This is a genomic window from Saccharibacter sp. 17.LH.SD, assembly GCF_009834805.1.
Classification (GTDB): Bacteria; Pseudomonadota; Alphaproteobacteria; order Acetobacterales; family Acetobacteraceae; genus Saccharibacter.
Genome location: NZ_WVHO01000012.1, coordinates 181,032 through 204,721 on the forward strand (window position 1 = coordinate 181,032; position 23,690 = coordinate 204,721).

Sequence of the window (23,690 nt, forward strand, 5' to 3'; positions counted from 1 at the left end):
AGAGGCTCCAGTTGCTGTGCAACCTAATGGTGCGTTGCGGATGATCATTTTTGATTGTGATGGCGTTCTTGTTGGGGGAGAACATCTTTCAACGGCTCTCATGTCAGAGGATGCGCGCCATTACGGATGGAATATTTCAGACGAAGAAGGCAATAAGCTGTTCGGCGGCGGAGAGCTGGCGAAAATTGGTGAGATGATCGCCGAGAAGACAGGTAAAGAATTGCCTGCTGATTGGGACATGATAATGCAAAAGCGCATTGTTGATATGATGCGCACCAAGGCAAAAGAGGTCGACGGGGCTGAAAAGATGCTTCAGGATGTCATTAAGGATGTGAAGCTCCCGATCCGGGTGGGGTCTAACTCCTCAATGGCTGAGATGGAAGCCAAATTTGCCAGCACAGGTCTTAATAAATATCTTCCAGAAGAGCGTATTCATTCAGGCCGTGATCTGAATATGCCTAAGCCACGTCCTGATATTTATCTTTATGCCGCTAAGCAGGAAGGAATTCCTCCTGAGAACTGTGTTGTTCTTGAGGATTCTGATGCTGGTGTCGAGGCAGCGCGTCGTGCAGGCATGGCCTGTGTTCTTCTACGCGACCTTAATAAGCCTGCTCCATCCTGGCCTGGGTTAATGCGTATTGCGCATTTGAATGAATTTGTGCCGCTCCTGTTAAAGATTATGCAAGCTCAAAAGGCTGCTCATTAATTGGGGTTCTACGTACATTACCTTGCTTTCCGATAAGCAAGGTAATGTGTGATGTCGAGATCCTACCCCTTACTGCTTTGTTCTTATAAGGTGACACTATGCTGACACATGAAAGTCTGAAGTCTTTGCCGTCTCACGTGCAGGCTCCACCCTATTCTCTTCAGGATGTGACGCCTGGAATCGTGCATTTTGGTGTAGGTAACTTCTTCCGTGCGCATCTCGCTTATTACATTGAACGTGCCATGGGGTTGCCGGGTGAGCAGCATTGGGGAATCGTTGGTGTAGGTTTACGGGCAGGAGATCGAGCAGAGAAGAAAGCAAAAGATTTTCTAGATCAGCATGGTTTGTATTCCTTAACAGAGACAGCGGCTGATGGTGAGCGTCGTGTTCGGGTGATTGGAGCTCTGCAGGACTATCTGCTTGCGCCGCATGAATCGGAGAAAGTTCTCGCTCTATTGGCTTCTAAGGATACCAAGATTGTTTCCTTAACCATCACGGAAGGTGGTTATAACATTGATGAAACAACCGGACAGTTTCGCGTTTCTTTACCGGCTGTAAAAGCTGACTTAGCCGATCCGAAGCACCCTAAGACGGTCTTTGGTTATATTGTTGAGGGGCTGCGGCGTCGGCGTGAGGCTGGTGTTGGTGGCTTGACGATTCTATCATGCGATAACTTGCGTAAAAATGGTGATGTATCGCGTAAGGCTTTTGTTGGTTACGCGCGTGCTCTTGATGCTGAGTTGGCCGGTTGGATTGAGCAGAACGTCACTTTCCCGAATGCGATGGTAGACCGTATCACGCCAGGGGTCTCGGCAGATGTTGCGGCTGATTTGAATAAGAAGAGTGGGCTGGATGATCTGCAACCATTAATGGCAGAAGATTTTACGCAGTGGGTTGTTGAAGATAAGTTTGCGGCAGGTCGTCCAGCTTTAGAAAAAGTGGGCGTGCAGTTCTCTGATGATGTGGCCGATTATGAGCATGCTAAGATTCGTATGCTGAATGCGTCTCATCTGGTGTTAAGTACTCTTGGCATGATGCAAGGTATCTCTTACATCGACCAGGTTCTTTCTGAGCCAAAAGTACTTCAGCTCATTGATGAACATCTTGATGGTGATGTGATCCCAACGCTTAAAGCTCCTAATGGGTTGGATTTGCATGAATATAGGGAGACTATTCTAAGCCGTTTTTCAAATCCGGCGATGAAGGATCATGTTTCGCGTATTGCGTCAGATTCCACATCTAAAGCGCAGGTTTTTTGGACGGAAACGGTAAGGAGCGTTTTGGAGGAAGGCCGTGATCGTACGCGTGTTGTTTATTGCTTAGCGCTGCTTTTGGAGTTTTTGCGTGGACAGCGTGAGGATGGCCAGTCTTACGAAATTGTGGAGCCATTTTTGAGTGAGGAAGAGCTCAAGATTGCTGCCTCGGATGATTTTAAGGCGTCTATTGCTCTTCCGGCCTTCGATAGTTGGCGTGATCTCCTGACAGATGAGATCAAAGATGAGATCGCGACTGCTCGTCGAGACATTCGCGAGAAAGGGATCTTACCTAGTCTGCCACTCTGAGGTGGTTTGTGGCCGTTAGGGTTCAGAACGGTTGGTTCATCTGGTGAAAGGCCTCCCCTTGTTGGGGAGGCCTTTTTATTATTTCCAGAGCCATTCTAGTGCTTCAGGAAGCGTTTGCTCGATTGTAGGGCCATCCACGTGGTTTGCGTTACGTGAGAAGACAAATTGATAGTTATAATGATTATTCTGGAGAACGCGCGCCATATTCTCGCCGGCGAGAACCCAGTCATGCATCCCATCTGGCATTGCGTGGACAGGATAAAAAAGATCTTGGTCGCCGACCTCATACCAAATACGGAGTGGTTTATGAGGGGAATTGGGCATTAGAGCGCTCTCATAGTGAAGAGTGTGCGTTTTAGGAGAGCCAGCCCAAGGGGAGTGAAGTTGCCATGCTCCACCAGGAAGTTCGGCGTTATGTGGCCACTGCTGGTTTGTAAGTGTGGGTGAATAGGCGAGAACGCGGTGATAAAGATTGGGTCTAAACCATGCCATAGCGAAGGCAGCGGCGCCGCTTGAGCTAAATCCCATTGTCGCGCGGTCATCAGGGTTACGACTGAGCTGTATATGGCCTTCTTCTTCTACACGAGGGAGTATTTCGTGCTCAACCCAATCAGCGTAGGCACCTGACATTGTGTCATATTCTCGTCCACGTTCGCTTCCCTGTGCATCGCCACCGCCGGCGCCGACGCCAATAATGACCATAGGTGGGATACGATGTTGCTTGATCAGAACATCAACCATCGCAAAAAGATCTCGGCCTGGGTAAATGCCATCTTCACCGCCATCTCCAAAAATAAGGAAGGGTAAAGGACGGTCATATGGTACAGAACTCGGGATATAGAGATCAATTGACCGTGTCCAATTACTCTCTTTGGTGTGCGGAATAATAAGGTGGGATGGATCTCCAGGGGCGCTGTAAGGGGCATCAGCATATCCTTCAGGGCAGGATGCGGGTTCAGCACGCGTAATGCCTGGTGAAAAACCATGGCTCTGTTGTGATGAGAGGGTAAAGGAAACGACACGTCCATGAGGCCCGTTTTGTGCCTCGTTCCATTCTTTCGTCAATTGATGTGTGGGACCAAGGACGAAGTTGCCCATTTTGTTTATGGGAGGCAGCTGGGTATCGGGGAGGTCCGTTGCCGCAGGGTAGGTTGGATTATGCGGGTCGCGTTGCGGCATCATGGGGCTAGAAAAATCTATCCCGCGTGTATCAATGAAAAAAGGTGCTTTTGGATCAGTTGTGTTAGGCGCTGGTGGTAAGAGCGTTTGTATGGGTAGGCAGTCCGCCGTTTTTTCACCAGCAGAGGCAGGAGTGAGGAACGGAGGAAAAAAACAGCCTCCTAGAGAAAGAAGAATGCAGGATAATGGAAAAGGTTTCATAGCGTCCGTATTGGGAATAAATTGAAAATGACCTTATTCATGCTAGCTGAGTTTAAAGATCCTTTCAAAATGATCTTAATTTTGTGCTTCATGATTAATGTTATTTACCAGTGAGAGTAGAGCGTTGGTAGCAATGTGTATATTTATTGTTTGATTTAGATGTTTGTAAGTAAAATTGATGTGGTTTATTAAAAGATTTAAAAATTAATACAAAAAATATCTAGGGATGTTATGATAAAAGCATATGTAGAGGATCGTAGCGCTGCCGATCAGTTAAAGGGACAGCTTCCTGATGGTGCAAAGGTTCTTGTATTTTATGGTGGTAAAAGTGCAGAAAAGAGCGGGACCTTGCCTGAAATACGTAAAGCTCTTGGATCACATTTTTTTTAAGAATTTGGTGGGATTGAAGCCAATCCAGCTTATGAAACTTTGATGAAGGCGGTCGATGTTGTTCGTTCCGAGTTGCAGCCGCTGTCCTTTATGAAGGGGATCCGTGGGAAATTCTTGAGAAGAATGGTGCAACAGTGACAGAAGCGTTGCCGCTAGGTGTGTTGTTGCGACGCTCCCTGCATTTGGCTCAGAGATGAATTGTGTTGGTGTGATTTCTCGTCAAGAAACTGAAGAGAAGTTGCCTTTTAGTAATGTGAATGTATTCTCATGTTTTGCCGTGCTTGACCCAACGTATACGTACAGTCTGCCGATGCGTCAGGTCGTCAATGGTGTTGTAGATTCATTTGTGCATGTCATGGAATAGTACATGACGTATCCTGCTCATGGTATGGTACAAGACCGTTATTCAGAAGGGCTTTTGCTGAGTCTCATTGAAATTGGGGGGTAGGATTGCAGAAGAACCTAAGGATTATGATTTGAGGGCGAATATGATGTGGGTTGTTACTCAGGCTTTAAATGGTTTGATTGGCGCCGGTGTGCCACAAGATTGGACTACGCATATGATTGGTCATGAGATAACGGCTAAGTACCATATTGATCATGCGCGTACCCAGCCCTGCTACGCGTAAGGCGTGACAGCAAGCGAGGGAAACTTCTTCAATATGCTGAATGCGTTCTAAATCTTACAGAAGGTTCTGAAGAAGAACGTATTGAAGCGGCTATTACTAAGATAGAGGCATTTTTTGAGGGGGTGGGGATTTCTACCCGTCTTCAGCTTACGGTATTGGAGAAGAAGGCATTGATGCCATTGTAAGCCAGTTGAAGCAGCATGGTATGCTGCAGCTCGGTGAACATAAGGATATTACTCTTGAGGAAAGTCATAAAATTTTAAAGACAGCAGCTTAAAATTTTATGCCATGGGCCCCTATATATGTAGGGTCCTATGCAGATGCGGGCGCAGCTACTGGCGCAGGACGTGTTACAACATGAAAGACAACGGGGTCGCCATGACTTACGCATCTACAAATCCATACACAAATGAAGTGGTGAAGACATTTCCAGAAGCGACTGACCAAGAAGTTCAGGTGGCTTTAAAAGAGGGGGCCGCGGCCTACGAAAAATGGCGTGAAACGTCTTTTGAGGAGCGTGCTAAGGTTATTAATAACGCGGCGTCTATTTTGCGTCGTGACATTGATAAATATGCACGGACTGCCACCTTGGAGATGGGAAAGACGTTAGCCGAAGCTAAGGCAGAAGTGATTCTGTCGGCTGAAATTTTAGAGTATTATGGTAAGCACGCGGCCGCACTTCTGAGGGAACAGCCATTGAAGGTTGCTAATCCTTCGGATGGTAAACCCGTGGTGGTTCATGAGCCTCAAGGTATTGTGTTTGCCATTGAGCCTTGGAATTTCCCATTCTATCAGGTTGTCCGTATTGCAGCGCCTCAGATTTCTGCGGGGAATGTGGTGCTGCTGAAGCATGCGAGTAACTTGCCTCAATGTGCTGCTTTAATGGATGAACTGTTTCATGAGGCTGGGGCACCGAAGGGCGTGTTCCGCAACCTCTATTTGGCACGACATCATACAGAAGTGGTTCTCAATCATCCGGCTGTTTGTGGTGTCGCTTTGACCGGGTCAGAGGGCGCAGGTTCTATTGTGGCAGCCACGGCTGGTAAAGCGCTTAAAAAAGCAACAATGGAGCTCGGTGGCTCAGATGCGTTTGTTGTGCTTGATGATGCGGATTTAGAAAAATCTGTTAAGTGGGCCGTTATTGGGCGCCATTGGAATGCAGGCCAGGTTTGTGTGTCTGCGAAGCGTTTAATCGTTGCGGATGCGCTTTATGATCGCTTTGTAGAGCTTTACAAAAAAGGGGTTGCGGCGTTGAAAGCAGGGGATCCATTAGATCCCGCAACGACGTTAGCACCGCTTTCCTCACAAGGGGCGGCCGATACCTTGCGTGCACAAGTTAAAGATGCGCAGGCACATGGAGCCAAGGTTGAAGTGATTGGTGCGCCTGTTCCAGAGAAAGGTGCTTTCTTCCAGCCGCTTTTGTTGACAAATTTGGAGAATACCGAAGCGCGCCATTGGGAGTTCTTTGGGCCGGTAACGCAGCTTTATCGTGCTAAAGATGAAGATGATGCAGTGCGGATCGCTAATGATTCACCTTACGGACTTGGAGGGTCGGTCTTCACGAAAGATGAAGAGCGAGGCAAACGCGTAGCAGCTCGTATCCGCACGGGAATGGTATTTATTAACCATCCATTGATTCCAAAAGCAGATCAGCCATTCGGTGGGGTTAAACGCTCTGGCTTTGGGCGTGAGCTTGTTGGTTTAGGAATCAAAGAATTCGTGAATCACAAGGTCATCAACGTTGTTGATATCGATGCACCTCTCTAAGTGAATAGGGCCGCAACTGCTCTAGTTTAGAGCTGGGGGCTTACTTCATGGAAGTAGGCCCCTTTTTTGTTCAACAACGATTATTGGTTGGGAGGTATTTAGGAGTGGTGGGAGAAAGCGTGTTTATTGTCGGTATAAAAAAGGCCTTTCATTCAACAATGAAAGGCCTTTTTTCAAAGGAGATTTTCTAGGTTATTTTAATGGAGGGCCCCCATAGGGAGGGGACGTAATGCAGCACCAGTGCCACGTCCAGCAATGTCGGGTGCAGGGGTTGTAAGGTCTTCTGATTTCTCTGGATGTTCAGAGAAATGGACATCGCCAACCTGTTTAGGATGATGGAGATTGTCATATTGGAAGGCACCCACAGAAAGGGTTTGTTCCATTGTGGGGAGTGATTTCGCATCCCATCCTCCGCCAAGACTACGAATGAGAGCAACATCAGCCTGGTAAAGTCTCGTCGCGACCTCCACTTGTGAAATACGAGAGTGAAGCGTGTTCACCTGACTGACGATTGCTTCCAGATAGGTACCAACGCCACCTTGATAGAGGGTCATGGTCATATTCTGGGAATCGAGATTGGCTTCAACGGTTTTTTCGAGAGCCTGGTTTTCAAGCTCTAATCGGTTTGTGCGAGATAAACCATCTTCCACCTCTTTAAATGCAGAGAGAACTGTTGAACGGTAACTATCGCGCATTTCACGGTAAGCAGACCAACTGCGTTGGAGTTCCGCACGTCGTAGTCCCCCATCAAAGAGGGGGATATTCATACGACCACCATAAGTCCAGAGTGAATTTGCGAGGTTTGCGAGTTTAAATCCGTTGGCTTCAAATCCACCGTCAGCGTTGAGAGAGAAATGCGGATAGAAGGCAGCGCGTGCAATACCGATGGCGCGGTTTGCTTGTGCCATCCGTCGTTCGGCACTGGCAATATCAGGGCGCCGTTGGAGCAGCGCGGAAGGAATCCCCACAGGGACTGAGGGTTGTTTGAAATCAAGAGCTGAAACAGGATTAATTTGGAATGTTGATGGTGAACTGTTGGTTAGCACAGCCAAAGCATGTTCTGTGACCTGTCGCGCTGCTTGAATATCGTATAGGGCAGCTTGAGTTGAATAAAGCTGTGACTCTGCACGAGCTAAATCTAAACGAGGGGCAGCTTGATATTTTAGCTGGTTCTTGGTGATCTGAAGAGCGCGTTGGTAATAGGCAATGGATTGATTATAGATCGCAATCTGGGCGTCATATCCGCGAAGCTGAATATACTCGCTCGCCAATTCAGCTTGTAGGCTCAAGCGCGCCATAGCGTAATTGGCAGCACTTTCTTGTGCTGCCTGGCGGTTGATACGGACGCGATTGCGGATGGCGGACCAAATATCAGGCTCCCATGAGGCGAGCCCAGCATATTCTTCCTGAGTTTGCACCAATGTCGCGCCATTACGGAAAAGTCGGTCGGCTGATTGCTTATTGTCTGATCCACCGGCTTCCAAACTTAGATGAGGGAGCAGGTCTGCACGAGCACGCGCTACCATTGAGCGTGCCTGTAAGAAGCGCTCTCCCGCTGCTTGAAGGTCAGCATTTTCAGCTGTGGCGCGCTCTTCTAAACGGTTGAGGAGTGGATCATGAAAAAGTGTCCACCAATCCGTTGGTAAAACGTTGTCAGCGGGTGTGGCTGGGGCAAAAGGTGCTTGCCCATGCCAGCTATCAGGGACGATGAAATGAGGAGCATGATAGGTTGGAGCAAGATCGCACGCACCTAGGCTAATCAACGCAAGAAAAGCGCTGCCGCGAAGGGCGCTTCGATAAGCAAAGCGTTTCGTGGTCGCCATGGTTAGTCCTCATCTCCTGATTCTTGCCAACCGCTCTGGTTATACCCACGGGCAGGTTTTACGACGTGAACAGGGTCATTTTCGAGCAAATCCGAAGGCGGGTTATTAATGATACGGTCATTAATGCTAATTCCATCCTCTATTTCTGTTGAGCTATCGGCCATACGGCCAATTTGTACATTTTTGAAATGAACATGGTCATGGTCATCAACAACAGCGACTTGCATTCCTTTTTCTTGGAAGACCAAGGTACCGGTTGGCACTTCTAGCTGATGCTCGGATGTGTTGTGGGCTTTAAGGGCGACGGAAGCAAAGGTCCCTGGCCATAGACGTTGGTCATCATTGTCCATGGTGAACTCGGCCACAGCAGTACGTGTATTGGGGTCATACCCACGTGAGGTTGTGAGATATTTGGCTGTGAAGTTTTGTCCAGCGTATTGGGGCACACTGACCTGTGCTTCAAGGCCATCTTGAAGGATATAGGAGAAGACTTCAGGAATGGAGACAAAGAGACGGAGCCGATGGGTATCGGCAACCGTGAAGAGCTCAGAGGCTCCGCCTGTTGCGCTTTTCTCACCACCACCATCATTCACATAATCGCCAACGTTGATCGAGCGGGAGGTGACCACACCGTCAAAGGGAGCGATGATTTGTTTAAATTTCTCAAGAGCCGCAAAGTGGTCAACATTGCGCTGAGCCGCTTGCATACGAGCTTGTGCTGCCTGTTCATCGGCGACAGCAACAGAGACGGACTGACCAGAGACTGATTGTGACCGCCCCATAGCGCGCCAACGATTGGCTGTTACAACAGTAAGGTTATATTTCGCCATTTGGGCTGAGAGGTCAGCTTTGGCTTGCGCATATTGAGCATCCAAGGCTGGGGCATTAATTTCAGCCAAGACATCACCTTGATGGACGATGGCCCCGTAATCCTTATACCACATTTTCACATAACCAGAGACCTGAGGGTAGATCGGCGCCTGGTACCAGGCATCGATTGTGCCTGGTAATGTGAGCTCTACTTTAGATTTTGCACGATGTGGCGTGATGACGGAGACATCAGGCACAGAGCTTTCTTCAGCTAATGCTGAAAGCGTAGAGGCATGATGAATTTTTCCGACAACAATGCTCCCGACATAGAGGCCGAGTACGCAGACGCCTGCGCCAATAAGAACATTACGTTTGTGGGTTGAGAAAGCCATTAGACAGTCTCCTCATGACGCGAAAAGCGGTTATGGATGATTGCATAAACGCAAGGGACAAAGAGCAAGGTGGATACGGTGGCGATCAGCAGTCCGCCGATAACAGCTCGCCCCAATGGAGCATTGGTCGAGTTAGAGGTTGCCATAGGAATCATCCCAACAACCATGGCGAGTGCCGTCATGAGAACGGGGCGGATACGGCCATAGCCAGCCTCAATAGCGGCTTTGAGCGCATCCCCATGAATCTCCATACGCTCACGTGCAAAGGAAACAACGAGGATGGAGTTTGCTGTGGCGGTTCCCATGCACATAATAGCGCCGGTCAAAGCTGGGACTGAAAGACGCGTTTGGGTCAGGAAGAGGGCCCAAGCAATCCCAGCCAGAGCTCCTGGAAGGGCAGTAATAATGATGAAGGGGTCCAACCAAGATTGGAAGTTTACAACAATGAGCAGGTAAATGAGCACAATGGAGACGAGAAGCCCGAAAATGAGCTGGGTATAGGCCCCATACATGGTGACGGCCGCACCGTGTACATCTGTCGCAGCAGTTTTAGGAAGAAGGTTCTGGGTATCGTGCAAAACATTTTTTGTTGCACTGAGTACAGAGCCTAGGTCAGTTCCCTCGGCGGAAACGTAAATATCCACTTCTGGCATTGAGTTGAAGTGAGACACCTCACCAGGCGTTCCGGTAGGAACAACTCTGCTAATACTTCCGAGTAATTGATCACCTTTTCCTGTTGGGTTCCCATCGCCCTTGTCGACAGGGACGGTGAGTAGATCATTCAGATGGGTCAGCTGATCCTGTGATACGTAAGTATTGAGTGGGAAGGTCACGTTATCTTTAGGGTCTAACCAGAATTGTGGATCTACCGTGCTCGATCCAGAAAGCGTCATCAGCTGGTTATTGGCTAGATCAGCTTCCGTAAGACCCGTTGCCTGACTGAAGGTACGGTTGCCTTTAATCATTAAGGTTGGGGTCTTCATCGTTTGTTGAATGACGACGTCTACCGCGCCTGGGATGTGGCGTAAGCGTCCGACAATTTTGCGTGCATAATCATAGTTTGCCCCAATGTCAGGACCATTGATTTGCACATCTACTGGGGCTGGAGAGCCAAAGTTCAAAATCTTAGCCGTCAGGTCAGCAGGTTGGAAGGTGAAGACCGTTCCAGGGAAACGTGCGGAAAGATCCTTACGTAAAAGGGAGCGGTAGTCCCAGACAGGGGATGCTTCGTCTTTTAGAGTAATTGTCAGGTCACAATCCTGCGTGCCGATGGAAGGCGTTGGGATAAAGGCCTGGTTATGAGGTCCTTCTGGTAGGCCGCAGTTACTGACAATTTCATCGACCTTTCCAGGGAGATCATGATGAATACGGTCAGAGACCAAGGCAGCAATACGACCAGCTACCTCAATACGTGTTCCTAAAGGGGCACGAAGATGCATTTGCATGGCGCCCGACTTTGTTTCTGGGAAGAAGTCACGTCCAGCGATGAAATACAGCCCAAAAGAAAGAACAGACAATCCGAGGAAAACACCAACAAAGAGATTGCGTCGAGCGACACAGCGCTTGAGGAATTCGTGGTATGAGTCACGGAACGTATTGAATTTTTGGTCGAAGCTCTTTTGGAAACGAATGAAGAAGCCCATCATACCTTGGCGAGGTTTTTCTTCAACATGTCCTTCTTCGTGATGTCCATGTGCGGCAAGCAGATATTTTGCCATGGTTGGCACGAGGGTTCGTGACAAAATGAAGGAGGCGATCATGGCGAAGATAATGGCTTCTGCCATGGGGCGGAAAAGGAAGCCAGCAACGCCATCCAACTCAAAGAGTGGCAACCAAACAATGCAGATGCAGGTCGTTGAGACAAAGGTTGCGGTGACGATTTGGTTGGCAGCATCAATAATGGCTGTCTCGAGGTCTTTACCCATTTCGAGATGGGTATCGATATTCTCGATCATCACGGTCGCATCATCAACGAGAATACCAACGGCGAGAGCTAAACCACCGAGGGTCATGACATTGATGGATTGTCCAGCCCAACCAAGCCCGATGACAGAGCATAGGATGGCCAGCGGGATGGAGGTTGCGATGATGATGGTGGAACGCCAAGATCCCAGAAAGAGCAGTACGACAACACCGGTGAGAAGTGCCGCTGTGACCATCTCGCGGACAACGTCACGAATGGCATCTTTCACGAATGTTGAGGCATCAGACAGGATGCTGACTTTGACATCGCTTGGGAGAACGGCGCGCAGACGTGGAAGCATTTGCTTCACACCGGCAACGACATCCAGTGTGGAAGCATCACCACTTTTCATGGTGACGACCTCTACCCCCTGGCGTCCTTTAACGAGAACAAGGTTGGTTTGAGGATGTCCGCCACGATAAACATCGGCGACATCATGAACATAAATAACAGCATTACCAACGCGTTTGACAGGAATATCCCCTAAGGCTTTCATCGTCTTGGGAGTAGCGTTGGTTTGAACCATCCAATCTACAGCATCAATTTTCTGATCCCCAGCGGGCAATACGATATTCTGGTCATGCATTGCATTTTGCACGTCCATTGCTGAGAGGTGGTGCGCGCGGAGTTGTTTTTGGTTGAGAGTAACCATGACAAAGCTGTCCATCCCACCATAAGGATGAGGGACAACAGATCCACTGACCGTCACGAGAAGCGGTCGTACACGGATCATAGCAAGCTTATAAAGGTCCGAAGGTGTTTGTTTATCTGATGTAATTTGAAGCGAAATCACAGGAACTGATGATGCGTCCAGACGCATAATCATCGGAGAGGGAATGTTAACAGGGAGCTGTTTGATCACGGTTTGGGAGATAGCGGTAACTTCGGCTTCCGCTTCACCAATTTCCGAGCCAGGCTGAAAGAAGATCGTAACGATCCCTCGGCCATAATAGGAGTTGGACTCCATATGCTCGATCCCCTCAACTGTTGAGGTGACCATAAGCTCGTAGTTATAGATAATACGGCCGGCAAACTCCTCAGGGAGCATCCCACCGTAGGTCCAGACGACGGCAACGACCGGAATTTTGATGTTGGGGAACACATCTGTCGGTGTTTTGAAGACAGACATGATACCGAACATTAAAATCAAGATCGACAGGACCACGAAGGTCAGCGGTCGCCTTAGTGCGGTTATGACAATGGCATTCATGTTGGCGCATGTTCCAGTGGTTTTGGAGCTAGAAACAGTGTGGCCAATTTAGGGAATAACGTTCAAAAAACGTATTAAATCATCGTTTATGTAAATAATTACTAGAAATTAATTTTTTATACTCGAGGAAAAAGCAGTTTTTAGAGAGTGGTTGGAATTTTGTTAAGCGTAATAGTAATTTTATATTACGGGGTATTCACCTAAATCCTTAAAGATATTTAATTTTTAGGCAATTTTGAAGGAGGGGTGGATTCGGGCATCGTCTCGCGTAACTGTTTAACTTTTTGCTCACTGACGGGGGCTGCCTGATTCCCCCAGGCTTGGCGAATAAAACTCACAACATCTGCGATCTCACGGTCGCTTAATGTCTTCCCAAAGCTGGGCATTGTAAAAGCCGATACCGAGGTGGGGAGCGGCTGTATGGTGGCACCACTTTGCACGATGTGCACGACCGAACTGGGATCAGCTGTCATCACAACAGGATTCCCTGCGAGTGGTGGGAAGACAGTGCCATAACCATGGCCGTCCGTACGATGGCATGCCGCACAGCGGTCAATATAAACTTGGGCCCCACGTGCTGAGAGGTCTGCATGTTGGAGGGCTGAGGCTGTTTGAGGAGAATATTGCCACGGTTGTTCATGAGGGTCAGCAGGGGTGAGTTGATGGAGAAAACGGGCAATAGCGTGTAAATCTGAGTCGGAATAACCATGGGTACTGTGCTCAACGACAGGTGTCATTCCACCGAAGCTTGCTCCTGTTGGTGCACGCCCTGTTTTTAAGAAATCAACAATATCCTGCTCGCTCCAACGTCCCAGCCCTGTACGGTTTTCTTGACGTAAAGAGGGAATAAACCATCCTTCGACAACGCTTCCACCAGCAAGAAAGGCGTTACCATCCTGCGCGGTTTGGGCTTTTTCTGCCATAGTGATTCCACGTGGCGTATGGCAGGCACCGCAATGCCCGGCTCCTTCGACTAAGTAGGCACCGCGCGCTAAGACGGGGTCTGAAAACTCAGCAGCTGTTCGTTGTTGAGCCTTTTGTACATTGGGGGCAAAAAGCCACCGCCATATAATCAAAGGCCACCGCATCGAGAGCGGCCACATGATTTTATTCTCAGGTGGGGCAATAGCCTGGGGTTTCACGCCATTATGGAAATAGACATAGAGGGCGTGAATATCTGCATCGCTTAAACGCGCGTATGATGGAAAAGGCATCGCAGGGTAAAGCGTGCTGCCGTCTTTACGAATACCCTGCCTTACAGCGCGTGCGAAATCTGCCTCTGAATAGGTACCAATCCCATGCTCGGGATCTGGGGTGATATTTGTAGAATAGATGGTGCCGATAGGCAGAGGGAAGGGGAAGCCGCCGCTATAAGTCGGTCGCCCTGGGGCGCTATGGCAGGCCATGCAATCACCAAGAACAGCTTGGTAATGACCTTGCTCTATGAGTGAAGAAGGGATTTCCTGGTTCGGTGTTGACGTGGCATGCGCCGTCGCAATCTCTCCTCCTAGAATGCAGGATGTTGTTACAAGAAGAGCATTAAAGAGAGAGGAGATACGTATTGTCATAAGGCAGGAACGAGAGGTCCAGGAGAAGAAAGATATCGGGTGCGAATATGGTGCGCAGACCAATAGGCTAGTGCAGCAACAAGTCCTGTCGGATTGTAGCCCATTCCTTGAGGGAAAGCATTTGAACCAATAACAAAAACGTTTGAGACATCCCAACTTTGTAAGTAGCGGTTGAGAGCACTTGTTTGTGGGTTATCGCCCATCACGGCTCCACCGCCCAAATGGGTTGTTTGGTAAAAGCGACTGTCAAAAAGTTGGCCGGGTTCAAGCATATTAAAGTCAGCACGTGTAGCACCCATTGCGTGTGCGATAGGTTTTAATTGCTCAACGATATAGCGATTCATCCGGATGTCGTTTTCTTTCCACGTAAATGTCATCCGTAAGAGGGGTTGGCCGTAAACATTTTTCCATGTGGGATCGAGATCAAGATACGTATCACGGTAGGTCATATTGCTACCATGGGCATCAATAGAGAGTGAGTGCTTATAGGTCTCAATCATGTCGTGTTTATAGGTGCTGCCCCAACGCGGTCGATTTTTACCACCACCAGCGGTTGCTGCCGCGATGGGTTTTATGCCTGCTTGGTTCACCCATATAGGAGACCCGCCAATGAACCCTAAGGGTCCGCGGTCAAACCCAGGGTGATTAAAATCATCAATCGCCACACCAGCACCGCCAGCACCAATGAATTGATTGGTGTATTGGTTCTTAGGGAGCCAAATTCGGGATGATGTAATGGTTTGGTAAAAGAAGTTCCGCCCTACCGTACCTGTTTGTTTTGCAGGGTCGTAAGGTTGACCAATCCCAGAGAGCAGCATGAGATGAACGTTATAAAGTTGAAAGGCACTTAGGATAACAAGATCTGCTGAAATGGTGTTTTCTTGTTGAGTATTAAGGTCAATATAAGTTGCTCCCGTTGCGTGCTTACGGTCTTTTGTCAGGTTAATACGAAGCACTTGGGCTTCTGTAATCAGAGTAAAGCGAGGGTGAGGCCTTAATGCGGGGAGGATATTCACATTGGGTGACGCTTTAGAATACAAATAACAATCGTATCCACTACAATAACCACAGAAATTACAAGGTCCCATCTGGCAGCCATAGGGGTTTGTGTAGGGCTGCGACGCATTCGCTGCGGGAATGCTGTAAGGATGGAAACCAACGTCCGAGCATGCCTGGCGAAATTTTTCACCTGAGAACGTATCGGCCAGAGGAGGGAGTGGAAAATGATCGGAACGATCAGGGGCGAAGACGTTGCCTTTTCCAGTAATGTGTTTGTTGACGCTGTGAGCTTCACCAGAGGTACCAAAAATTTTTTCGGCTTTATCAAAGTAAGGCTCTAATTCTTCATACGTAACACCATAATCTTGTAAGTGCATGTCTTCAGGAATAAAGCGGTGACCATAGCGTTCAATCGTTACACTGCGGAGGCGTAGGTCATCTTTTGTGGCGCGAAACTGGCATCCAGACCAATGGAGACCGGCTCCTCCTACGCCTTCTCCTGGAAGAAAAGCGGAGAGTTGGCGGTAAGGGAGCGCTGTCTGATTGAGCGTGTGGCGGATGGTCAGCGAGTTTCGAGACAGGTCTTGAAAGAGTCTTTTACGAACACTGCCGCGGAGCTCATCAATAGAATCAGGATAAGCTCCTTCGACAGCAGTTTTGTGCTCATGACCACGCTCTAAAATCGTGACCGAAAGGCCTGCTTCAGTCAGTTCTTTGGCCATAATGCTGCCAGCCCAACCGGCACCAACAATAAGGACGTCTGTATGGCTTGGAGGTATATTCGGGGATGAAGACGTCATATCAGCCGCGCTCAGTGTGAGGAATGGGGATGGATACGGGACCGAAGGGGTAGGCCTTCCCGTGTTGGTTAATCCAGTCCATAAAGTCAGCTCGTGCGCCAGGGAAGCCGAGCATGATCCATCCTTGCATACGATGGTTGCCGCCATAAAGCGGGTCAGAAAAGGCACCTTCCAATGTGTTGGACCGTAACTGCTCGAAGAAGACAACCCCTGGAATATCACCAAGTGTGAGTGTGTTATGCTCAAGCAATGTTAAAATATCTTCCTGTTGAGCGCGCGATAGAGAGATAAAGGTTTTTTGATAAGTTTTTTGGCAATAATGCTCCAAAAAATGGAGTGCCGTTCGGTACAGTTCACGAGGGCTATAGGGCAGTTGGTACCCTAATTCTGGGGGGCCAGATTGAAAAGGCGGATGCATATACCACCGGGCGCCATGCCCGTAGGGAGTTTGCATTTGGTGGTCGATGAAGGGAACCACTCTGAGGGTTTGGGCGCCGGGGCCATTTTCATCTTCTGGGAGAAGGCATTCGCATGCTTGTTCAAGGAGACGATATTCGTCACGTGTGAAAAATACAGGCGTATAGGGTGCTTCGGTGTGCGCTTGGGCTTCTCCTCGAGAGGAGGGCCAAAGAATGGTTGTACTTAAAGCAGCTGCTTTTTGTAGAAAGCCTCGACGCGAGGGACGAGGAGATAAGATATCGGTCAGTACGCGGTGCGTATGACGCCCCATAAGGTCGTCGCGTTCTTGCGTCATAATGCGTGGTACCAAGCCAATAGTAAATACAGCGGGGAGAGTGCATAGGGTGGGATAAAAAAGCAAGTTAAAGTGGCGTTAGCTTTTTGAGAGGTGATGGCCCCTTGAAGGGACCTACTTATGGGAAATGCAAAGATCCAGGTTGAGAGGAGTGATTAGGAATTTCCTGCAAACCAGCAGTGCCTGTAGGTGAAGAGAACGGTGATGTTGCTATTTGATGCTGTTGACTCGTGGCAAGAGGGGGAAGGGAAGAGCTGGTATTGATAGCATTATCAAGGTTTTGGCTATGGATGGTACTGTTAAGCGGCATACCCGTTGCGTCTGTTAGCCAATCAGCAAGATTACGGCGGATCTGATATTCCAACTCGACATTCATGTCGTCCATCATATGTTGATTTAGTTCGTAAAGATTGTGTTTTAGAGACGTATCTTCGGGATTTTGATCGTGACGGGTGACCATTGCTGTGATGGACCCATGATGTCTGCTCTGAGGGTCATCAAGTGTTAATGCAACCTTATAAGTGGCGTTTAAGGTATGATGTGAACCTTTTGTGATGGACATGTGGTTGATAACAAAGTGAGCGATGCCAGATCTCCCCGTGGGGTGAAGGCGTTGCTGGGCCATAAGCGTTAAGCTTTGTGCCGGAGAGATGGGACTTTTTGCTACTAAGCTATCGTCATCCTGTGCAACGATATTGTTGGTCTCAATTCTAGAAACATTCAGGTTTAATACAGGGAGATAACTGTAATCAGATGCTTGAAATGTTTCAGGCGTTTCGTGTGAGCCGCAACCGCTCAAGGATATAATACTGCCAGCTCCAATGATAATGCTGAATATTTTTCCTGCTGTCCGTGAAAAACCTAAAATGGATTCTTTCTTGTGTAGAGAATGTTTCATGATGGAAGGACTTTCTATCCTGCTTTTAATGGGCCGAAGGTGACAGGCAAATATATCAATATGGTTTAAGAATTATCATCGTGTTTGTCTTTATCTTTTCGTGACAATGATGGTGCAGACCATTGATTCCATAGCTGCGTGTGCGATGGAGGAAAAGCATGTGGCTTATCTTGATTTGATTCTTCCAATGTATGAGAGAAGGAATCCCATATGTTGGAAATTTTCCCAATGCCATAATCTTCCAGTTGGAAAGAGGGTGCAGCATTGATGTGTTCCGCGTGATCAGGATTATGGATGAACCATATCATAAGCCAAGTGGGGAGCATATGCGCCGTATAGCCTTGCCCGAAGATAAGGGGGCCTTGCGGATAATAGAAAGTAGGGGGCTGTACAGCGTCCGGTTGCTGCGGATCTGAGGGATTGGGCCAGAAAATATAAAAAGTAAGTTGTTCAGTAGGATCAAAAAAACGACCTGTCACTCCTGCGCGATGGTTCATGACAAGTTGTGCTTTGAGAGGCATTTTTGAAAAAGGTGAAGAAAGAATGGGGGGAGCGTCACCCCGGCATCGGCTTTCCATCACCTGTTTAATGCGGGTAGATGAAAAGGGTGAATCAGCATCTTCATCTTCAGGGTTGATGTCTTGTAGGAACTCCTGAGGGTCAATGATAACCGTATTAGGTGCCGCGTGATGAACCCATAAGCTGATAATTTCCGTTAACGCTGTCGTCGGAAGTGCTGTCAGCGTCTGAAAGGTCGTGTTTTCAACGGGAAGGGTGTTCAACGGTTTATGGACTAAAGAATGTTCCATAATAGGTTGAAGGATCGGGTCAAGCTCCTTGGTCAGAGCATCCTTATGCTCTGGTGGTAATGCTAGAGCATGACTGGCGAGGTGACTTCCACCGGGGGTTACCCACCAGCAGGCTTCGCGTCCTGATTTATTTTCCCGAAAGAGAACAACATCCATTCCTCCTGGCGCAGGGTGACGAGAGACGGCTTCCCATCCAGGGTAAAGAAGGTCAACCGGTTTATGGTCAATGCTTAATTGTGCCAGGAGAGAAGCGTTCATGATTTAGGAATGCCCTTCTTGAGAGAGTTCTTCCCGTGAAAAACGAAATTGGACGTTACAAAAATTGCAATCCATGGAGATAGAACCATCATGAGCCATATGGTCCAGATCATCGGAACTAAAGCGTTCTAGGACATTGACTAAACGTGCACGGTTGCAGCGGCAGCCAAAGCAGAGAGGGCGTGGGGTAACGTTATTAACCCCTAATGTGCCGAAGAGGCGGTTTATAAGTGTTTGGGAAGAAAGCTCGGTATCAAAGAGCTCTTTCGCTGTTAAAGTGCCAGCAAAAGTGCAGGCTGTTTCCCATAAATCATCATGGTCTTCGTTAGAGAGATCTGGGATATCGTCGTTTTGAGCATGCCCACCATCACTGGCGATTTTTTCGAGTACTAAGGCACCAGCCTGCCATCCATGTTCACTCTGTTGGGCAAAAAGGTGAATAGAGCAATCATGTTGCTCACTTGTTTCGAAATAATGTGTCGCCATGTCGGCAAGGGTTTTGCCTTCTAAGCTAACAACACCCTGATGGCGCTCCATTTCAGGGCCTTGATCGACGGTAAAAGCGAGATAACCTTTTCCGAGAAGTGCCGATGCATCTTCAGGGAGTTCCTCCGTTTGGTTTTCGTCTAATTGCGCGGTGAAACGCAAAGCTCCCGCATCAGTACAATCTGTAAGGAAAAGGGAAACAGGCCCATCGCCTTTAATTTGGAGAGAAAAAGAGCCTGTAAATTTTAAAGCGGTGGCCATAGCCGCAACTAAGGAGAGCGCTTGTCCGCCGAGAACTTTAACTGGCGTAGGAAGGTCAGCATGGCGTGATAAAATAGCGTCAGCCAGCGGCCCTAGGCGAATGAGGCGGCCGCGAACAGGGGCTTGCACAAGATGAAATGGATGTACTGCATGAGGGACAACGAGGTCAGGAATCTCGGCAGGGCGAGCTAAATCAGAAGGGGCTGATGAATCGATCACTGAAGAGATCCTTTATAAATAGTGGAATAATGAGACCCCGAAGAACATATGGTGTGCTGCGGGGTCATCTCTCAATAGGAATAGTTTACTGATTCGTTATGTAGGGATCTTATTTTGCTCAAGACACCAGAGAAGGAGGCCTTTTTGGCTATGAAGGCGGTTTTCTGCTTCATCAAAAACAATTGAATGCGGGCCTTCAAAGACATCTTGTGTGACTTCTTCCCCAATATGAGCGGGGAGGCAGTGCATAAAGACGGCATCAGAAGCGGCGTGCTGCATTAAGGCTTCATCCACTTGATAGGGGCGGAATGTACGATGGCGCACATCAGCATCCTTATCGCCCATGCTGACCCATGTATCTGTCACGACAGCATCGGCATTTCTTGCGGCCTCTTTTGGGTCACGTGTGGTGATAATGTTGGCGCCGTGTTGACGTGCCCATACGATGGCTTCTTCAGAAGGATCAAATCCTTCCGGGGTGGCAAGGTGCAAGTTAAATTCTAGGAGAGCGGCCGCTTCAATTAATGATGTGGCAACATTATTCCCATCACCGATCCACGCCACAGTACGGCCTGTGATTGGGCCGCGATGTTCTTCAAATGTGAGAATATCGGCTAAGATCTGAACAGGATGGGAGACGGGCGTTAGGCCATTAATCACAGGAACGCTGCTCCAGTGTGCAAGCTCACGGAGTGTTGCGTCGTCGCCTGTTCTTAAGACGAGTATATCGAGGAAACGGGAGAGAACGCGAGCCGTATCAGCAATACTTTCGCCTCGGCCAAGCTGCATGTCAGAAGGAGACAGAATGCTGACAGCGCCTCCGAGTTGTTTCATTCCGACTTCAAATGAGACACGGGTACGCGTTGAAGGTTGAGACATTATCAGCCCTAAAGAGCGACCGGCTAGCGGTTGATCTTTATGCAGAGGGAAGCGGCGGCCTTCTTGCTGAGCCTTAACGCGGGCAGAAATTGTTAGAATGCGGCGCAGTTCTTCTCTCGTCAGATCCTTGATGTCGAGGAAGTGCCGTGGGGCTGATGAATGAAGAACTGTCACGCATTTTTCTCCTGTTTGGTCATAAGGGTGTGGGCAGCACGCTGAATTCGAGAGCAGGCTTCCTGGCAATCTTCTTCTGTTGCAATCAGTGGGGGGACGAGGCGTACCACGTTGTCGCCGGCTGCGACACAAAGTAAGCCTTCATTCATTACAGCACTGACGACATCGCTGACAGGGAGACGGCAATGAAGGCCACGCATAAGGCCAATGCCGCGTGCACCTTGAAAAACGAGGGGAAAATCAGCGACGATTTTATCAAGCATATCACCAAAACGGCTACCAACTTTGGTAATTTGGTCAAACATGCCAGGCTTGAGGATTACATCTAAAACGGCCAGACCTGCTGCACAGGCGAGGGGGTTGCCGCCATAGGTGTTTCCGTGTGTGCCTGGCGTAAGATGTTTAGCGAGCTCTTCACGTGCGAGCACAGCCCCGAGGGGGAAACCACCGCCAAGACCTTTGGCTGAAGAGACAACGTCAGGGATAATCCCTGCATGTTCGTGGGCGAAGAGCCTGCCTGTCCGTCCTATCCCGGTTTGAACTTCATCAATACCAAGATAGAGGCCTTTCTCATCACATAGTGCACGAAGGGCACGGAGAAATTCGGGAGTAGCGGGATGAATGCCGCTTTCACCCTGTATGGGTTCAAGAAAAATCCCTGCTGTTTCAGGTGTAATGGCGGCCTTAACAGCTTCGATGTCATTGAGAGGGACGTGGTCAAAGCCGTCTACGGTTGGGCCGAAACCTTCAAGGTAAGCAGGGTTTCCTGTTGCTGAGAGCATGGCCAGCGTACGGCCATGAAACGCGTGATGAAAGCAGAGGATACGATTACGCTCAGGATGACCGTTTTTGTATTGCGCGCGTCGGATGAGTTTCACAAGAACTTCGTTTGCTTCGGCTCCAGAGCTACAAAACAAAACAGAATCGGCGAAAGAATGCGCAACGAGCCGATCGGCTAATGCTTCAGCTTGGGGGATGCGGTATAAATTCGAAACATGCATGACCCGCTGCGCTTGTTCTGCGATTGCCTTGACAAGGTGGGGATGGGCATGTCCGAGGGATGAAACGGCAATACCCGCCCCAAAGTCCAGAAAGCGTCGTCCGTCAGTCCCTGTTAGCCAGAGGCCTTCACCATGCTCGAAAGCAATGTTGAAGCGTTTGTAATTGGGCATCACAGTAGAAATCATGACAACCTAAGCCTGCCAAGGGGTGAATAAGAATAACAGCCATACATAAGGCCACCTGTTTGGGTTTTCGCAAGAGCCAAAGCCAAAACCCCCACTCTTGCGTGCAAGAGAGAGGTGAAAGTGATCTTAGTAGTCCTCTTATACTGCTTTAAGGAGTGTGCGTGCGTCAAATTTACGAGGAAAAAGAGGTTTTACGCTCATAGATGAGGTTACGTGCGAGCCAACATCCGACTCGAACATGGCGGATATGTCCTCCCTCTCGCTTAAAAGCGAGCGTCCAATCTCCTGGGGCTGTGTGGTCTAGTGCGCGTGGGCAGGGGAATATCCAGAGGTCACGTCCAATTTCAGTCAGTCGTTCCATACGTCCTTCGCCTAGAAGGCCGGAAAAACCACCATATAAGAGTCCACCTTGGAGGGTGATTTCTAATTCGGAGTGCTCAAGGTCATGACACGCATAACGCCCTACTAATGAGGATACATCGTCCGTTTTTTCTGTTGGATATGGGGTAAGAATGCTGGTTCTATTTTCGGAAGGACGGTGCATATGTATTTTCCCGTCTTTGTAACGCAATGTTACGGCTGAATTTTCAGCTTGGTCTATGTCGTGGATGTTTAAACGTTCTGGAACAATAAGGTAACGGAGACGAAGCGCGTTGCCGTCAGCTTCGATACGGGCTGAAAGGCCTGTACTGTGTTCAAACCACAGCCCTAGTAGGCGGGAGGAGGAGGTGGGTTTAGGTTGAGATGGCGTCGCTTTTTTGTTTCCCAAAAAAGCGTTAAATACATCCCATGCAGCAAGCTGAGCAGGAGACATGTGATTGAGAAAGACAACAACTGAGACACGCTTTTCAGCACAATGAAGACGGCATGAACGCCACCCACGTAAAGCGCCGCTATGGGCTGTTATGGCGTGCCCAGAAATTGTGGTGCGTTGCAGACCAAAACCGTAGGAGGATGGTGTTCCATCAGAAAAGGTGACGGGAACAGTGAGGCGGTTATAGAGGCTATGGGGGGTATCTCGGGTTGTGTCGATAAATTGTTCCCATGCGATCATATCGTCAAGAGAGGCGCCTATACCGGCATCTCCTGTCCAATAAATATTGTTGGGTGCAGGACGGAAGCCTTCTTCAGCATTTCCTTCATAGCCTGTTGTTCCATCTGGCATAGCCCGCGTATCAGCGACAAGGCAGGCACGTTGCATATTGGCTTTTTGGAAGACATGGTGTTGCAATAGTTCAGCGAAAGAAAGGCCACTCTCTTCTTCCATCGCATCAGAAATGAGACGAAAATTTTGGTTTACGTATGAGTAAGAGGTGCCAGGCGTAAATTGTAGGGAGTGTGTTCCTGCAATGATGCGTCGTGCATCTCCGTTGTTAAAGGTCCCCTCAATAGCGGCTCCATGGAGCATCGCTATGGCCCAGTAATCGCGAAGTCCTGATTGATTATGGGCAAGTTGGTAGAGTGTAGGGCTTTGGTCGCCAAGATGTGGTAAACGCTTCTTTATGTAAGGGATAAGCTTTTCGGGGTCGGGGTAGCGATCAAGCATGACTGCACAGGTAAATTGTTTCGTAATAGAGCAGATGCGAAAAAGGCTTGCCGGGGTAAAGGGAAGACGGCGTTCTAAGGAGGCATATCCCCAGCAACGGCGCGTAATAACCTTGCCTTCATGAAGGACAGCAACAGCCCCACCCGGACCAGGATAAGTTTGAGCAAGAGATGAAATGGCGGCATCAAGACGGTGGGAAAGCGAGGGTGACATAGAGAGT

16 protein-coding genes and 1 pseudogene are annotated in these 23,690 nt (G+C 48.8%); 4 read left to right on the forward strand and 13 right to left on the reverse strand.

The features are described 5' to 3' along the window. The first annotated feature begins 40 nt into the window (after nucleotides 1-40). Nucleotides 41-706 carry an HAD family phosphatase gene (locus tag GS501_RS09425; RefSeq protein WP_160831688.1) on the forward strand — a complete coding sequence of 222 codons (666 nt, stop codon included), beginning with the start codon at nucleotides 41-43 and terminating at the stop codon, nucleotides 704-706. A gap of 98 nt (nucleotides 707-804) precedes the next feature. Then, a complete protein-coding gene (locus GS501_RS09430) occupies nucleotides 805-2,268 on the forward strand; it encodes a mannitol dehydrogenase family protein (RefSeq protein ID WP_160831604.1) in 1,464 nt (487 codons plus the stop codon). Nucleotides 2,269-2,346: 78 nt separating this feature from the next. On the opposite strand, the gene GS501_RS09435 is transcribed toward GS501_RS09430, so the two are convergent. Next, complete coding sequence (locus GS501_RS09435; protein WP_160831605.1) at nucleotides 2,347-3,648, reverse strand: esterase family protein; 1,302 nt, start codon at nucleotides 3,646-3,648, stop codon at nucleotides 2,347-2,349. A gap of 231 nt (nucleotides 3,649-3,879) precedes the next feature. Between GS501_RS09435 and GS501_RS10175 the strand changes: the two are divergent. Both GS501_RS10175 and GS501_RS09445 read left to right on the forward strand, forming a co-directional pair. After that, nucleotides 3,880-4,944, forward strand: a pseudogene (locus GS501_RS10175) (iron-containing alcohol dehydrogenase). A gap of 101 nt (nucleotides 4,945-5,045) precedes the next feature. After that, complete coding sequence (locus GS501_RS09445; protein ID WP_160831689.1) at nucleotides 5,046-6,434, forward strand: NAD-dependent succinate-semialdehyde dehydrogenase; 1,389 nt, start codon at nucleotides 5,046-5,048, stop codon at nucleotides 6,432-6,434. A gap of 197 nt (nucleotides 6,435-6,631) precedes the next feature. Here the strand turns inward: GS501_RS09445 and GS501_RS09450 are convergent, their stop codons facing one another. From GS501_RS09450 to GS501_RS09505, 12 genes are all read right to left on the reverse strand, one after another. Next, nucleotides 6,632-8,257 (reverse strand): efflux transporter outer membrane subunit, encoded by a 1,626-nt coding sequence (locus GS501_RS09450; RefSeq protein ID WP_160831606.1) that lies wholly within the window; start codon nucleotides 8,255-8,257, stop codon nucleotides 6,632-6,634. Nucleotides 8,258-8,259: 2 nt separating this feature from the next. Beyond that, a complete protein-coding gene (locus tag GS501_RS09455; RefSeq protein WP_160831607.1) occupies nucleotides 8,260-9,459 on the reverse strand; it encodes an efflux RND transporter periplasmic adaptor subunit in 1,200 nt (399 codons plus the stop codon). Next, entirely contained in the window at nucleotides 9,459-12,632 is a 3,174-nt protein-coding gene (locus tag GS501_RS09460; protein WP_160831608.1) for an efflux RND transporter permease subunit, read from the reverse strand. Before GS501_RS09460 ends, GS501_RS09455 begins: the two co-directional genes overlap by 1 nt. Before the next feature lie 218 nt (nucleotides 12,633-12,850). Further along, a complete protein-coding gene (locus GS501_RS09465; RefSeq protein ID WP_160831609.1) occupies nucleotides 12,851-14,200 on the reverse strand; it encodes a cytochrome c in 1,350 nt (449 codons plus the stop codon). Continuing rightward, nucleotides 14,197-15,999 carry a GMC family oxidoreductase gene (locus GS501_RS09470; protein WP_160831610.1) on the reverse strand — a complete coding sequence of 601 codons (1,803 nt, stop codon included), beginning with the start codon at nucleotides 15,997-15,999 and terminating at the stop codon, nucleotides 14,197-14,199. Before GS501_RS09470 ends, GS501_RS09465 begins: the two co-directional genes overlap by 4 nt. Before the next feature lies 1 nt (nucleotide 16,000). Beyond that, the gene (locus GS501_RS09475; RefSeq protein WP_237442509.1) at nucleotides 16,001-16,753 is read right to left on the reverse strand and encodes a gluconate 2-dehydrogenase subunit 3 family protein; all 753 of its coding nucleotides are present in this window, start codon (nucleotides 16,751-16,753) and stop codon (nucleotides 16,001-16,003) included. A gap of 118 nt (nucleotides 16,754-16,871) precedes the next feature. Beyond that, nucleotides 16,872-17,651, reverse strand: a complete 780-nt coding sequence (locus GS501_RS09480; RefSeq protein ID WP_160831611.1) for a hypothetical protein — start codon at nucleotides 17,649-17,651, stop codon at nucleotides 16,872-16,874. Between the two features lie 65 nt (nucleotides 17,652-17,716). After that, entirely contained in the window at nucleotides 17,717-18,718 is a 1,002-nt protein-coding gene (locus GS501_RS09485; protein ID WP_160831612.1) for a hypothetical protein, read from the reverse strand. 3 nt (nucleotides 18,719-18,721) lie between these two features. After that, nucleotides 18,722-19,684 carry an Hsp33 family molecular chaperone HslO gene (locus GS501_RS09490; protein WP_160831613.1) on the reverse strand — a complete coding sequence of 321 codons (963 nt, stop codon included), beginning with the start codon at nucleotides 19,682-19,684 and terminating at the stop codon, nucleotides 18,722-18,724. Nucleotides 19,685-19,780: 96 nt separating this feature from the next. Further along, nucleotides 19,781-20,737 carry an ornithine carbamoyltransferase gene (argF, locus tag GS501_RS09495; RefSeq protein WP_160831614.1) on the reverse strand — a complete coding sequence of 319 codons (957 nt, stop codon included), beginning with the start codon at nucleotides 20,735-20,737 and terminating at the stop codon, nucleotides 19,781-19,783. Further along, complete coding sequence (locus GS501_RS09500) at nucleotides 20,734-21,924, reverse strand: aspartate aminotransferase family protein (RefSeq protein ID WP_160831615.1); 1,191 nt, start codon at nucleotides 21,922-21,924, stop codon at nucleotides 20,734-20,736. Before GS501_RS09500 ends, argF begins: the two co-directional genes overlap by 4 nt. 172 nt (nucleotides 21,925-22,096) lie before the next feature. Continuing rightward, complete coding sequence (locus tag GS501_RS09505) at nucleotides 22,097-23,683, reverse strand: D-aminopeptidase (RefSeq protein ID WP_160831616.1); 1,587 nt, start codon at nucleotides 23,681-23,683, stop codon at nucleotides 22,097-22,099. Between the last annotated feature and the right edge of the window lie 7 nt (nucleotides 23,684-23,690).